This window comes from Rhizobium rosettiformans, from assembly GCF_016806065.1.
Taxonomy (GTDB): Bacteria; Pseudomonadota; Alphaproteobacteria; order Rhizobiales; family Rhizobiaceae; genus Allorhizobium.
In genome coordinates, this window is record NZ_CP032405.1 from 4,322,636 (window position 1) to 4,336,146 (window position 13,511).

Below are 13,511 nucleotides of genomic sequence, written 5' to 3' on the forward strand. Positions count from 1 at the left end.
GAACCGCACCGCCCCGAAAATCGAGGAACACCCACCGGATGGCACAGGGTCAGAAAATCGGCATCGTCGGCGCGGGCCTGTCCGGCGCGGTCATCGCACGGGAACTGGCGGAAGCCGGCTACGAGGTCGAGGTCTTCGACACGCGTCCGCATATCGGCGGCAACTGCCACACCGAGCGCGATGCGGAAACGGGCGTCATGGTGCACATCTACGGCCCCCACATCTTCCACACGGATGACGCCGAGGTCTGGGACTACGTCAACGGTTACCAGACCTTCCTGCCCTACAAGAACCGGGTGAAGACCACGAGCCAGGGCCAGGTCTATTCGCTGCCGGTCAACCTGCACACGATCAACCAGTTCTTCGGCAAGACCTTCCGCCCGGAAGAGGCGCGCGCCTTCATCGAGGAACAGGCCGACAAGACGATCACCGACCCGCAGACCTTCGAGGAACAGGCGCTCCGCTTCGTCGGCCGCGACCTCTATGAAGCCTTCTTCAAAGGCTACACCGAAAAGCAGTGGGGTTGCTCGCCGACCGACCTGCCGGCCTCGATCCTGAAGCGCCTGCCCGTGCGCTTCAACTATGATGACAACTACTTCTTTCACAAATTCCAGGGCATGCCGGAAAACGGCTACACCGACATGATCGAAAAGATCTTCGATCATCCGAAGATCAAGGTGACGCTCGGCCAGCATTTCGACCCGCGCGCGCCGCATGATTATGCACACCTCTTCTATTCCGGTCCGCTCGACGGCTATTTCGCCTATGAGTTCGGCCGCCTCGGCTATCGCACGCTGGATTTCGAGCGCTTCACCTATCAGGGCGACTATCAGGGCTGCGCCGTGATGAACTACGGCGACGCCTCGGTGCCTTACACCCGCATCACCGAGCACAAGCATTTCTCGCCCTGGGAAAGTCACGAGGGATCGGTCTGCTACCGCGAATTCTCCCGCGCCTGCGGCGAGGATGACATCCCCTACTACCCGATCCGTCTCGTCGAGGAGAAAGCGCAACTGGCAGATTACGTCGCCCGCGCCAACGAGGAGAAGGCCGTCACCTTCGTCGGCCGCCTTGCCACCTACCGCTATCTCGATATGGATGTAACGATCCGCGAAGCGCTTGACACCGCTCGCCTCTTCCTCGCCAAATCGAAGGAAGAGGCAGCCATGCCGGCCTTCGTCCATGCACCGCTCTGATTAGAGAATGACCATGACTGCCACCCCCATCCTCGTTGTCGGCGGCGCCGGCTATATCGGCTCGCACACCTGCCTCGCGCTCTCCGAGCGCGGCTATCTGCCTGTTGTCTACGACAACTTCACCTCGGGCCATCCGGAATTCGTCAAATGGGGGCCTGCCGAACAGGGCGACATCAGGGACAAGGCGCGGCTAAAGGAAGTGCTTGCCAAGTACCAGCCGAAGGCGGCGATGCATTTCGCAGGCCTGATCGAGGTCGGCCAGTCCTTCAAGGAGCCGGAGCACTTCTACGACGTCAACGTCTCAGGCACGCTGAGCCTGCTGCAGGCCTTGAGCGAAGCCGATATCCGCAACTTCGTCTTCTCCTCGACCTGCGCAACCTATGGAGCGCCGGAATATCTGCCGCTCGACGAGAAGCACGGCCAGAAGCCGATCAACCCCTATGGCCGCACCAAGCATATCGTCGAACAGGCACTCGGCGACCTGAACCTTTGCGGCCGTATGCGCTCGGTCATGCTGCGCTACTTCAACGCCGCCGGCGCCGATTTCGAGGGCCGGATCGGCGAGTGGCACTCGCCCGAAACCCACGCGATCCCGCTTGCTATCGAGACGGCACTCGGCCGCCGGGAATTCTTCTCGATCTTCGGCGAAGACTATGACACCCGCGATGGCACATGCATCCGCGACTATATCCACGTCAACGATCTTGCCGACGCCCATGTCCGTGCGGTTGAATATCTGCTTAACGGCGGCGAGACGATCGCCATCAACCTCGGCACCGGCAACGGCACCACCGTCAAGGAACTGATCACGGCCATCGAGACGGTGTCCGGCCGTCCGATGCCGATCAAGCGCACCGAGCGCCGCCCGGGCGATCCACCCGGCCTCGTCGCGAGCAACGCCCTTGCCCGCGAAGTTCTCGGCTGGGATCCCAAGCACGGTATCGACGACATCATCCGCTCTGCCTGGAAGTGGCATTCGACCTTCAACGGCCATTCCGATTGAGGACGACTACCCGGCGGTCGGACTTTCCCTAAAAAGGCGCGTGAACGGCCTGTACCGCTCGCTGCGGCCCCTTGACGCGCCGCGATCCTTCCGCTTTTCGTCGTGCAGATTTTGCGGAGCCCGAACCATGCGCGACAGACTGAAGACAATCCTCTCCTCCAACGCATGGGAGCGGTTGATCATCGCGGTCATCCTGATCAATTCGGTCACGCTGGGCCTTGAGACGTCGCCTGCGGTGATGCAGGTCATGGGGCCGCTGCTGGTGACGCTGGACCGGCTCATCCTGGCGATTTTCGTCATCGAGATCGCAGCCCGGCTCTACACCTTCCGGCTCGCCTTCTTCCGCGACCCATGGAGCATTTTCGATTTCTCGATCGTCGCCATCGCGCTGATCCCCGCGACCGGCCCCTTCCAGGTCCTGCGCGCGCTGCGCGTCCTGCGTATCCTGCGCCTGATCTCCATCGTGCCCTCGCTGCGACGGGTCATCGGCGGCCTCATTGCCGCCCTTCCCGGCATGGGCTCGATCATCGTGCTCCTGTTCATGCTGTTCTATGTCGCGGCCGTCATGGCGACCAAGCTCTACGGCGCGACCTTCCCGGACTGGTTCGGCAATCTCGGCGCCTCGACCTATTCGCTCTTCCAGATCATGACACTCGAAAGCTGGTCCATGGGCATCGTCCGGCCGGTGATGGAGGTCCATCCCTATGCCTGGCTGTTCTTCGTACCCTTCATCCTGCTCAGCACCTATTCGGTTCTGAACCTCTTCATCGGTGTCATCGTCTCTGCCATGCAGGAACAGAGCATGGCCGACACCGACGCGGACCTGAAGACCTTGCATGTCGACAATGCCGAACTGCTGCGAGAAATGCAGGCGCTGCGATCCGAGATCGCCGCGCTTCGGGCCGAGAGAACAGCGGCTGGCGCCTAATTCAAAGTCGTCACTGATTGCCGGGCTTCAGCTTCTGAGGCCCGGCGCCTCATGGCCCGTACGCTCGACATACTCAGTGTAACCGCCGCCATACTGGAAGACGCCTTCGGGCGTGATCTCCAGCACGCGGTTCGACAGGGCCCCGAGAAAGTGACGGTCGTGGCTGACGAAGAGCATGGTGCCTTCGAACTGCGACAATGCTTTGATCAGCATTTCCTTGGTGTCGAGGTCGAGGTGGTTGGTCGGCTCGTCGAGCACCAGCAGGTTCGGCGGATCGAACAGCATCATCGCCATGACGAGCCGCGCCTTTTCACCGCCCGAGAGCACCCGCACGCGCTTGTCGATATCGTCACCTGAGAAGCCGAAGCAGCCGGCAAGCGCCCGAAGCGGCGCCTGACCAGCGCGCGGAAAACTCGTTTCCAGCATCTCGAAGATCGTCATGTCGCCGTCGAGCACATCCATCGCATGCTGGGCGAAATAGCCCATCTTGACGCTGGCACCGATCGACACCGTGCCCTCATCCGGTTTGGAATCACCGGCAACGAGCTTGAGCAGCGTCGACTTGCCGGCCCCGTTGATGCCCATGATGCACCAGCGCTCGCGGCGGCGGACCATGAAGTCGAAGCCGTCATAGATGACCTTGTCGCCGTAGCGCTTGGAGACATTTTTGACGCTGACCACGTCCTCGCCCGAGCGCGGCGCCGGCTGGAATTCGAAGGCGACGACCTGGCGGCGCTTCGGCGGTTCGACCCGGTCGATCTTTTCGAGTTTCTTCACCCGGCTCTGCACCTGCGAGGCATGGGAAGCGCGCGCCTTAAAACGCTCGATGAACTTGATTTCCTTGGCAAGCATCGCCTGCTGGCGCTCGAACTGCGATTGCTGGTGCTTCTCGTTCAGTGCACGCTGCCCCTCATAGAAGACATAGTCGCCGGAATAGCTGTTGAGCTGGCCGGCATCGATTTCGATGATCTTGTTGACGATACGGTTCATGAACTCGCGGTCATGCGAGGTCATCAAAAGCGCGCCCTCGTAGCCTTTGAGGAACTGCTCGAGCCAGATCAGGCTTTCGAGATCGAGATGGTTCGACGGTTCGTCGAGCAGCATCACATCGGGGCGCATGAGAAGGATGCGGGCAAGCGCCACGCGCATCTTCCAGCCGCCAGAGAGCGCGCCGACATCGCCGTCCATCATGGCTTCCGAGAAGGAGAGACCGGCCAGCACTTCGCGGGCACGGCCATCCAAGGCATAGCCGTCGAGTTCCTCGTAACGCGCCTGCACTTCGCCATAACGTTCGATGATCGCGTCCATCTCGTCCATCCGGTCAGGATCGACCATCGCAGCTTCGAGTTCGCGGAGCTCCGCTGCGACTTCGCTGACTGGTCCTGCCCCGTCCATGACCTCGGCAACAGCCGAGCGGCCGGACATCTCGCCGACATCCTGGCTGAAATAGCCGATCGAGACACCCTTATCGACGGAGACCTGGCCCTCGTCAGGCTGTTCATGCCCAATGATCATCCGGAAGAGCGAGGTCTTGCCGGCCCCGTTCGGTCCCACGAGACCAATCTTCTCGCCGCGATTGAGCGCGGCGGAGGCCTCGATAAAGAGGATACGGTGGCTGAGCTGCTTGGAGATGTTTTCGATACGGATCATGGACAAGGGCGCCTGCTGGAAATCGGCGCCCTTATGGCATGTCGAGGGCCCACTGTCCCCTGCTTTTGTTGCAAGGCGGCATCGCGGCTGCGCCGGATTGCCACGGGAACATCACACCGGTTGCAAGAGCGGGGCGAAAGCGCGAAAAGAGCTCACGCAAGGACGACAGCATGAGTGACGAGACGATAACCCTCTACGAAGCGATCGGCGGCGATGCGACCGTCAAGGCGCTGACGCGGCGCTTCTACGAGCTGATGGATACGCTGCCCGAGGCCGCCCATTGCCGGGCGGTGCATCCACCGGATCTCTCCGGTAGCGAAGAGAAGTTCTACGAGTACCTCACCGGCTATCTCGGTGGTCCACCCGTCTACATGCAGAAGCGCGGCCATCCGATGCTAAGGCGGCGCCATTTCGTGGCAGAAATCGGCCCGCTGGAACGGGACGAATGGCTCTTGTGCTTTCGCCGCGCGCTGGATGAAACCGTCGAGCATCCGAAGCTGCGGGAACTCATCTGGCCGCCGATCGAGAAGCTGGCCTTTCACATGCAGAACAAGGAATGAGGGACATGGCGAGCGTACGAAGTTACCGCTGGGCGACCGTCGCGGCCGGACTGATCGGGGCTGCCGGTGTCGGACTGGCCGCAGCCGCCAGTCACGCGGGCGGCGAAGCGCTTCTGCGCCCGGCCTCGACGATATGTCTCGCCCATGCCCCGGCACTCGTTGCACTCTCCATCGCCGGAGATCGGGTCAGACTGGCAGCACTGGCGGCTGTCGGCATGACGCTCGGCACACTGCTGTTTTCAGGCGATCTGGTAGCCCGGCACTTCATCGGAAGCGGGCTCTTTCCGATGGCGGCCCCCACAGGCGGGGTGACGCTCATCGTATCGTGGCTGCTGCTCTGCGCAGGAGCTTTGGTTCCGGGGCGTAACTGACGCCGATCAACCTCCACTGGAGGACGAGGCTTCGGCATCAACGCCCCGAAATCATTGTGATGGTATGGCTCAGTGGGCCATGGTAGCCGAAATGGTACCACCGAACATCAGCAGATTGCCGTGGGGATCGCGGATGTGGAAACGCACGGTTCCGCCGCACTCTCCCGAATTGTCCGACGGACGGATCGCCTCGATGCCGCGATCGCAGAAGTCCCGGTAGATCTCCGTCGGCGCTTCGGCCCTGAAGAACACAGAGCTGTTCTGGCACTGGAGTGGATCGTCGCTCAGCCAGAAATGCAGTTCCATTCCGCCGCGGCGGACGACGAGGTAATCAAGCCCATCGAAGCCGACATCCTCGAAACCGAGCGTATCGACGTAGAAATTGCGTGTTTCCGAAAGATTAAGGGATGGGAGGATGGGCACGGCGTTGAGGATCGTCTTCGCAACAGGTTGCTGGGCGTTCATGCGGAAAGTTCCTCTGCTTCCCGCATGAGATTGGCTGACGAAACGGCTACGACCTTGCGTTGGCGTTTCGCTGCCATCTTGGCGCGGGAAAATCGATAACAAGGGCGGGGGCCCGGTTCAATTCTGCGTACATGGTAGCAGGTTTGCGTTCATGCAAGCCCGACAAAGTGACGATTTCGCAATTCGTCACTTCACTTTCCCGAGAGCGTTGCAACATTGCATCGGCGAGCTCCGGTAAGAGCCCCTCGCCGCGCTGACGTGCAAGCTCGTGGAACGAGTTCATGCCACCCTTGTCTGACCCGTCCCTGCTCATGCTTCGGCATTCCTTTCATTCAGCGTCTGCAACGCGCGCTCGAGACTGGATTTCGAGCCGTTTCGCAGCGGAATGAAAGTCTTTCCGAACTTCTTGCAACCGCTCTTCACGCGCAGACAAGCATCGTGACTGATACAGTCGATAGGGCAGAAGACGCAGTCGACGGAGGGTAGCACCGTGTCGATACGCGAAACCGCTTCACGTAAACCCCCATCATGGTGAATTAGTTCCGCACCAAAATTGCTGGCGATCTGACGAAGATGGGCGACCTGGCAATCACGGCCGCCGACATACAGAAAGCTGCGAACTTCCGCTTGCGTTTTCGCGGTGGAGGCCGTCGCGGAAGCCTCCGCACCCGACTTTTTCGTAGCCTGCTTCTTCTTCTTCGCCATGACGTCCTGTCTCCTCGAATCCGATCAGAGGCAGCGGTTGCGAGCCTCATGACGACAGGCATACAAAACATGACAAAAAGAGTAAAGTATATAGTTGAGGTTTACAGTCATGTTTTCTCCGAGAGAGATGCGACCCAATTCGGGCATGGCGCCTAGGATTGACACGGATCAACTTCCTTTGATTTCCAGGGGTTCCGCGGCGCTCATTGCAATTTTTTACCGTTTGATAAAACTTTGTTCCTGAGTTACCTTTCTCTGCATCGCTTCGAATATAAAAGAGGGAACTGCGATGCGAAGACTGGAACCGGGCCTCAAGGCCGGGCGGCTTGACGCTGCCGATTATGCAAAGAATTTCTCTGACCTGCATCCCCGCCTCGGCGGCCATGAGGCACTCGTCGCCTCCGACAGATGCTACTTCTGTCACGACGCGCCGTGTATGACGGCCTGTCCCACCGCCATCGATATCCCGATGTTCATCCGGCAGATATCGACTGGCAATCCGCTCGGCGCCGCCAAGACCATTTTCGACCAGAACATCCTCGGCGGCATGTGCGCCCGCGTCTGTCCCACCGAAACGCTCTGCGAGGAAGCCTGTGTGCGCAACACGGCCGAAGAGCGCCCTGTCGAAATCGGCCGCCTGCAACGTTACGCCACCGACATCGCGATCGAAGAAGGCCGCCAGTTCTACCATCCGGCAGCGTCCTCCGGCCACACGGTGGGCATCGTCGGCGCCGGCCCCGCCGGCCTCGCCGCTGCTCATCGCCTCGCCATGCACGGCCACCAGGTCACCATCTACGAAGCGAAGGAAAAGGCCGGCGGTCTGAACGAATATGGCATCGCGGCCTACAAGACCCCCAACGATTTTGCCCAGAAGGAAGTCGACTACATCCTGTCGCTCGGCAATATCGACGTGCTGGATGGCCAGATGATGGGCCGTGACTTCACACTCGGCGACCTCCAGGCGAAACACGACGCCGTCTTCCTCGGTGCGGGTCTCGGCAACGTCAACGGGCTGAACATCCCAGGTGCCAAGATCAATGGCGTGCTCGATGCCGTCGAATTCATCGCCCATCTGCGCCAGGCGGATGACAAGGCAGACGTGCCCGTCGGCCGCGACGTGGTCGTTATCGGCGGCGGGATGACCGCGATCGACGCTGCCGTCCAGGCGAAGCTGCTCGGAGCCGAGAACGTCACCATCTGCTACCGCCGCGGCAAGGAGCACATGAACGCCTCGGAATTCGAGCAGGATCTGGCGACCTCCAAGGGCGTTCACATCCGCCATTGGCTGCAGCCGAAGGAAGTCGCCCATCACGGCGGTCACTGTTCGGCGATCACCTTCGAATACACCCATCTCGAAAACGGCATGATGAAGGGCACCGGCCACACGACCGAGATCAAGGCCGACCAGATCCTCGTCGCAATCGGCCAGAAACTCGACGGCCAGGGTCTGGACGGACTGAAGCTCGAAGGCGGCAAGATCGCCATCGACGCTGAAGGTCGGACATCGATCCCGGGAGTCTGGGCCGGCGGCGACTGTGCCTTTGGTGGCCAGGACCTGACGGTCTCCGCCGTCGCCATGGGTCGCGATGCGGCCGAAAGCATCAACCGCTCTCTCGCCGTTTTGACGGCGGGCGTGACAGCCGTCGCATGACGCATCGCTCTTGAGAGGATTTGAACAATGGCTGATCTGAGAAACAACTTCGTCGGCATCAAGTCGCCCAACCCCTTCTGGCTGGCCTCGGCACCGCCGACCGACAAGGCCTACAATGTCGAGCGCGCCTTCAAGGCGGGCTGGGGCGGCGTTGTCTGGAAGACGCTGGGCTCGGAGGGACCACCGGTCGTCAACGTCAACGGCCCGCGCTACGGCGCGATTTGGGGCGCCGACCGCCGTCTTCTGGGCTTGAACAATATCGAGCTGATCACCGACCGTCCCCTGCAGATCAATCTGCAGGAAATGAAGCAGGTCAAGATGAACTGGCCGGATCGGGCGCTCGTCGCCTCGATCATGGTGCCTTGTGTCGAGGAAGAGTGGAAGGCGATCCTGCCGCTCGTGGAAGAGACCGGCGCCGATGGCATCGAGCTCAACTTCGGCTGTCCGCACGGCATGTCCGAACGCGGCATGGGGGCTGCGGTTGGCCAGGTGCCGGAATACATCGAAATGGTCGTGCGCTGGTGCAAGCAATACACCCGCATGCCCGTCATCACCAAGCTGACGCCCAACATCGCCGATATCCGCAAGCCGGCCCGCGCTGCCAAGGCCGGCGGTACGGACGCCGTGTCGCTGATCAACACTATCAATTCCATCGTCTCGGTCGATCTCGACAACTTTGCCCCCAACCCGACGGTTGGCGGCAAGGGCACGCATGGCGGCTATTGCGGCCCGGCAGTCAAGCCGATTGCGCTCAACATGGTCGCCGAGATCGCCCGCGATCCGGAAACCTACGGGCTTCCCATCTCCGGCATCGGCGGCGTTACCACCTGGCGCGATGCAGCCGAATTCCTCGTGCTGGGTGCTGGCAATGTCCAGGTCTGCACGGCGGCCATGACCTATGGCTTCAAGATCGTCCAGGAAATGATCTCGGGCCTCAATGACTGGATGGACGCCAAAGGCCATCGCAATCTTGACGACATCTGCGGTCGCGCCGTGCCGAATGTTACCGACTGGCAGTATCTCAACCTCAACTATGTCGCCAAGGCCCATATCGACCAGGATGCCTGCATCAAATGCGGCCGTTGCCACATCGCCTGCGAGGATACCTCGCACCAGGCGATCACCAGCATGGTCGATGGCATCAGGCATTTCGAGGTGATGGAAGACGAGTGCGTCGGCTGCAATCTCTGCGTCAATGTCTGTCCGGTCGAGAACTGTATCACCATGGTCGAACTGCCAACCGGCACGCTCGACCAGCGCACCGGCAAACCGGTCGATCCGAACTATGCGAACTGGACGACTCATCCGAACAACCCGATGGCCGTGCAGGCTGCGGAATAGTCTCGATGAAGCAAATCCGGCCCGCTTGCGGGCCGGATACCCCTTAACAGAAGAAAAACTCGAACTTTCGCCCAGCCCTTCAGAAATTGTTCAGCGCTATACTCCACCATCCCGCCATCGGCACTGACCGCAATTGCGTCAGGCCGGGCCAGCGGGCAAGGAGACCATGGCGATCAAGAGCAAGAATACGGATGGTGGATCGAACCTGCGGTCCCGCCTGCAGATCCTCATTCCGAGCGCGATCGTCCTCGTCGGCGTCGCCGTCTCTGCTCTCTATGCGGATCTTCAGCAGCAGCGATTGAGCCGCGAGGCAGCCCGCAATGCGGTTGAGGAAAACCTGGGCCTGATCCGCACCAAGCTCGAAGCCAACATCAACGCCAATATCAAGCTTCTGCAAGGCGTAGTCGCCGTTATCGGGACCGAGCCCTATGTCACCCAGAGGCGTTTCGAAGCGTTGGCCTCAAGCCTCCTGTCGACGCCCTCCCAGATCGGCAACATCGCTGCGGCACCCAATCTCATCACGAGTTTCGTCTACCCCTACGAGGACAACAAATCCTTCATCGGACACTGGATTCTCCCGCCACCGAACGGCGAGGAAGAGGCACGCCAGTTACGAGAAGAAGGCAAGACGATCATCAGCGGCCCGCTGCCGCTCAAGAATGGCGCCATGGGCTTGATTATCACGCTGCCCGTGAAGATGATCAATGACGACGGCAAGCGGGTCTTTTGGGGTGGCTTGGCGGGTGTCGTCGATGTCGCGAGACTGTATGACGACAGCGGGCTCAGAGCCCCCGATCTGCCGCTCGCCATCACCATTACCGATGACAGTCAGCAAACGGGAAGCCGCGCCGTGATCTACGGCGACAGTCACATCCTGACCGACGACCCGGTCACCATGACCGTGGATCTCGGCAACGAGAAATGGTCCATTTCGGCGGCACCCAAGGGGGGCTGGCACGCGGTGAGCCGCCCGGACATCCTCATCCGCGGCATGATCGCAGCCATGTCCGCGCTGATCGCCGGCAGCGTCATATGGGTCGCCGGGCTGATGCGGGAGCGGCAGCGCAACTATGCAGCTCTCCGGCAACGCGAAGAGCAGTTGACAGCGGTATCACACCGATTGGGTCTCGCACTGGACGCCTCACGGATCGGGATCTGGGAACTTGATCTTGCCTCCGGCAAGATCAAGTGGGATGAGCGAATGTACCAGATGTATGGCGTCAACCGCGATGTTGCTGCCTGCTACGACGTCTGGAAATCCTGCGTACACCCCGACGACCTGGCCGCATCGGATGAAGCGCTCGCGAAGGCAATCGAGAAAGACACTCTCTACGAGACCCAGTTCCGCATCATCCGCGACGGCGGTGAAATCTGCCACATCCGAACCGTTGGCACGATTTCCAGAGATGAAAAAGGACCGGTCAGCGTGCTCGGCGTTAACTGGGATGTCAGCGCCGACATCAATCTGCAGGAGAACCTCCGCAAAGCGCAGCGCGAGACGGCGCAGCGCAACGAGGAGCTAGAAAGCGCACGGCAGCGGATGGAATACAACTCGCTGCACGACGCGCTGACCGGCCTGCCCAATCGCCGCTACCTGGACCAGCGTCTCGAGGCCCTGGTTGCAGCAGGTGATCGTCCCAGCGGGCGGCTGACCGTGCTCCATATGGATCTCGATCGCTTCAAGGAAATCAACGACACGCTCGGCCATGGTGCCGGCGACGCCATTCTTCGCCATGTCGCGCAGGAACTGCAGAGCATGGTCGGCGCCTCTGATTTCGTCGCGCGCATCGGCGGCGATGAATTCGTCATCGTCTGCCAGGGCTGCGATCTCTCCGAAGGCTACGAGGCCATGGGGTCGAACCTGATCGCAGCCGTCAACCGGCCAATCGTTTACAACGGACACGAGTGCCGTGTCGGCGCATCGATCGGCATCGCCGACAGGATCGAGCCCGAGCTGACCGCCGAGCAGCTCCTCGTCAATGCGGACATCGCCCTCTACGAGGCAAAACGCCGTGGCCGCAATCGCGTCGAGCGCTTCAACGACACGCTGCGCGCCCGCACAATCAACATCAAGCGCACCGCCGACGCCATTTTTCGATCCCTGGGCGATGACGATTTTATCGCCTGGTACCAGCCGCAATTCGATGCCCGAACGCTTGCGATCAACGGTGTGGAGGCGCTTGCTCGCTGGCGTCACCCGGAAAAAGGCATCCTCGCACCCATCGCCTTTCTCGAAACGGCCGAGAACCTCAATGTCGTGTCCCAGATCGACGCGAGCATTCTCGATCAGGCACTCGGGCAGCTGGCGCGCTGGAAGACCGAGGGCCTCGGCATCGAGCATGTCTCGGTCAACATCTCTGCCCAGCGGCTATTCGAGGACAAGCTGCTCGACCACCTGGCCAAGCTCGCCGTCACGCCGGGCAGCCTTTCATTCGAACTGTTGGAATCGATCTCCTTCGACGACAAGGCCGACGCCGTGGCGGAAAGCCTCGAACGCATCCGCACCCAGGGCATTGCCATTGAAATCGATGATTTCGGCACCGGCTACGCCTCGATCCTCTCCCTGATCAAGCTCTCGCCGAGCCGCTTGAAGATCGATCGGCAGCTGGTAGCCCCGATCGTGACCAACCCTGCCCAGCGCAAGTTGATCAGCTCGATCGTCGATATCGGCCGCTCCTACGGGATCGGCATCGTCGCAGAGGGTGTGGAGACCATGGAGCATGCCGCGATCCTGCGCGACCTCGGCTGCCAGACGCTGCAGGGCTACGCGCTGGCGCGCCCGATGAGCCCTGATAGTTTCATCGATTTCGCAAGGAAGCATGCCTTGCAACGTGAAGACCTGCTGCGGCGGAGCGCGTGATCCGCGTGCTTTGGCAAGGGATCAGCCGAGCAGGCTCTGGCCGGCGGCAAACCCGGCATAGGCCAAGGCCGAGAAATAGACGAGCGTCAGCAGCACCATCAGGTGCCCCATGGCCACTACCATGCCGTCTCTCTGAGAAATCCCCGTCGACAGAAGCAAGATCGCAACGCCCGGCAGCGTGTTCGAGAACGGAATGAAGCCGAGCGGCATCATCAGGAGCACGCCGGCGCCCGTCAGCACGAGACCATTGATACGGTTGACCGCCGCGCCATCCGTCAGACCCGGCATGCGGGGACGAACGTAACGGTCGACCTTTCTGAGGATGTTGAGCCCGCGCTCCAGCACCGGGACGAGGCGCGCCCGATCGAGCTTGCGATCGGCCACCTTCTTCGGCAGCCAGGGAAAGCGGTTGAAGGTAATCGCGATCCCGATCAGCACGATTCCGGCACCGAAGACCGTCGAGACGCCCGGGATCGAAACCGGCACCAGAAAGGGCAGAGACAACAGGCCGCAAAGCAGCAGAAGCCCGCTTTCACCCATCTTCTCCAGGATCTGCCGCAGCGTGACGTGATCCTCATCCATCGAGTCGATCACATCCTGCAGCACTGCGCTGGTACTCTTGTCGGTATCAGTGAAGCCGATCATCGTTGTCATCGGAGCCGCTTTCGATTAACTGCCGGAAGGATCTTGGGGCGGCGCATGGTGCGCGCATCCGCGATCGCAGATGAATGAGAAAGACGGTCGGGTCAAGTCACGCCAACGGCGAGACTGCTTCGTGCCG

Annotated in this window: 12 protein-coding genes; 8 read left to right on the top strand and 4 right to left on the bottom strand. The window is 61.1% G+C overall.

The window, feature by feature from the left end:
• The first annotated feature begins 38 nt into the window (after nt 1-38).
• The 3 genes from glf (at nt 39) to D4A92_RS21280 (ending at nt 3,127) form a co-directional block, all read left to right on the top strand.
• Nucleotides 39-1,196 (top strand): UDP-galactopyranose mutase, encoded by a 1,158-nt coding sequence (gene glf, locus D4A92_RS21270; protein ID WP_203017153.1) that lies wholly within the window; start codon nt 39-41, stop codon nt 1,194-1,196.
• Between the two features lie 13 nt (nt 1,197-1,209).
• On the top strand, nt 1,210-2,199 hold the full coding sequence (gene galE, locus D4A92_RS21275) for a UDP-glucose 4-epimerase GalE (protein ID WP_203017155.1): 990 nt from the start codon (nt 1,210-1,212) through the stop codon (nt 2,197-2,199).
• A 127-nt stretch (nt 2,200-2,326) separates the two neighbouring features.
• Complete coding sequence (locus D4A92_RS21280; RefSeq protein ID WP_006725784.1) at nt 2,327-3,127, top strand: ion transporter; 801 nt, start codon at nt 2,327-2,329, stop codon at nt 3,125-3,127.
• Between the two features lie 27 nt (nt 3,128-3,154).
• On the opposite strand, the gene D4A92_RS21285 is transcribed toward D4A92_RS21280, so the two are convergent.
• A complete protein-coding gene (locus D4A92_RS21285; protein ID WP_076394299.1) occupies nt 3,155-4,777 on the bottom strand; it encodes an ABC-F family ATP-binding cassette domain-containing protein in 1,623 nt (540 codons plus the stop codon).
• Between the two features lie 170 nt (nt 4,778-4,947).
• Between D4A92_RS21285 and D4A92_RS21290 the strand changes: the two genes are divergently transcribed.
• Both D4A92_RS21290 and D4A92_RS21295 read left to right on the top strand, forming a co-directional pair.
• Nucleotides 4,948-5,337: a globin gene (locus D4A92_RS21290; protein ID WP_203017161.1), complete on the top strand. Its 390-nt coding sequence runs from the start codon at nt 4,948-4,950 to the stop codon at nt 5,335-5,337.
• A gap of 5 nt (nt 5,338-5,342) precedes the next feature.
• Complete coding sequence (locus tag D4A92_RS21295; protein ID WP_203017163.1) at nt 5,343-5,708, top strand: DUF423 domain-containing protein; 366 nt, start codon at nt 5,343-5,345, stop codon at nt 5,706-5,708.
• Nucleotides 5,709-5,777: 69 nt separating this feature from the next.
• On the opposite strand, the gene D4A92_RS21300 is transcribed toward D4A92_RS21295, so the two are convergent.
• Nucleotides 5,778-6,173, bottom strand: a complete 396-nt coding sequence (locus D4A92_RS21300; protein WP_203017165.1) for a glyoxalase superfamily protein — start codon at nt 6,171-6,173, stop codon at nt 5,778-5,780.
• 309 nt (nt 6,174-6,482) lie between these two features.
• Nucleotides 6,483-6,878, bottom strand: a complete 396-nt coding sequence (locus tag D4A92_RS21305; protein ID WP_203017166.1) for a DUF2325 domain-containing protein — start codon at nt 6,876-6,878, stop codon at nt 6,483-6,485.
• Nucleotides 6,879-7,167: 289 nt separating this feature from the next.
• Here D4A92_RS21305 and D4A92_RS21310 point away from each other — a divergent pair, with 289 nt between their 5' ends.
• From D4A92_RS21310 to D4A92_RS21320, 3 genes are all read left to right on the top strand, one after another.
• Nucleotides 7,168-8,529: an NAD(P)-dependent oxidoreductase gene (locus tag D4A92_RS21310; RefSeq protein ID WP_203017168.1), complete on the top strand. Its 1,362-nt coding sequence runs from the start codon at nt 7,168-7,170 to the stop codon at nt 8,527-8,529.
• Nucleotides 8,530-8,556: 27 nt separating this feature from the next.
• The gene (gene preA, locus D4A92_RS21315) at nt 8,557-9,870 is read left to right on the top strand and encodes an NAD-dependent dihydropyrimidine dehydrogenase subunit PreA (RefSeq protein ID WP_203017170.1); all 1,314 of its coding nucleotides are present in this window, start codon (nt 8,557-8,559) and stop codon (nt 9,868-9,870) included.
• A gap of 166 nt (nt 9,871-10,036) precedes the next feature.
• Nucleotides 10,037-12,730, top strand: a complete 2,694-nt coding sequence (locus D4A92_RS21320; RefSeq protein WP_203017172.1) for a bifunctional diguanylate cyclase/phosphodiesterase — start codon at nt 10,037-10,039, stop codon at nt 12,728-12,730.
• Between the two features lie 21 nt (nt 12,731-12,751).
• On the opposite strand, the gene D4A92_RS21325 is transcribed toward D4A92_RS21320, so the two are convergent.
• A complete protein-coding gene (locus tag D4A92_RS21325) occupies nt 12,752-13,384 on the bottom strand; it encodes an exopolysaccharide biosynthesis protein (RefSeq protein WP_203017174.1) in 633 nt (210 codons plus the stop codon).
• Nucleotides 13,385-13,511 lie beyond the last annotated feature (127 nt).

What these genes read in the sequence shown, in the direction of transcription:
- D4A92_RS21295 (WP_203017163.1), top strand. Translation starts at nt 5,343, where the DNA reads ATGGCGAGCGTACGAAGTTACCGCTGGGCGACCGTCGCGGCCGGACTG.
- D4A92_RS21305 (WP_203017166.1), bottom strand. Translation starts at nt 6,878, where the DNA reads ATGGCGAAGAAGAAGAAGCAGGCTACGAAAAAGTCGGGTGCGGAGGCT.
- preA (WP_203017170.1), top strand. Translation starts at nt 8,557, where the DNA reads ATGGCTGATCTGAGAAACAACTTCGTCGGCATCAAGTCGCCCAACCCC.
- glf (WP_203017153.1), top strand. Translation starts at nt 39, where the DNA reads ATGGCACAGGGTCAGAAAATCGGCATCGTCGGCGCGGGCCTGTCCGGC.
- D4A92_RS21280 (WP_006725784.1), top strand. Translation starts at nt 2,327, where the DNA reads ATGCGCGACAGACTGAAGACAATCCTCTCCTCCAACGCATGGGAGCGG.
- D4A92_RS21285 (WP_076394299.1), bottom strand. Translation starts at nt 4,777, where the DNA reads ATGATCCGTATCGAAAACATCTCCAAGCAGCTCAGCCACCGTATCCTC.
- D4A92_RS21300 (WP_203017165.1), bottom strand. Translation starts at nt 6,173, where the DNA reads ATGAACGCCCAGCAACCTGTTGCGAAGACGATCCTCAACGCCGTGCCC.
- D4A92_RS21310 (WP_203017168.1), top strand. Translation starts at nt 7,168, where the DNA reads ATGCGAAGACTGGAACCGGGCCTCAAGGCCGGGCGGCTTGACGCTGCC.
- D4A92_RS21325 (WP_203017174.1), bottom strand. Translation starts at nt 13,384, where the DNA reads ATGACAACGATGATCGGCTTCACTGATACCGACAAGAGTACCAGCGCA.
- D4A92_RS21320 (WP_203017172.1), top strand. Translation starts at nt 10,037, where the DNA reads ATGGCGATCAAGAGCAAGAATACGGATGGTGGATCGAACCTGCGGTCC.
- galE (WP_203017155.1), top strand. Translation starts at nt 1,210, where the DNA reads ATGACTGCCACCCCCATCCTCGTTGTCGGCGGCGCCGGCTATATCGGC.
- D4A92_RS21290 (WP_203017161.1), top strand. Translation starts at nt 4,948, where the DNA reads ATGAGTGACGAGACGATAACCCTCTACGAAGCGATCGGCGGCGATGCG.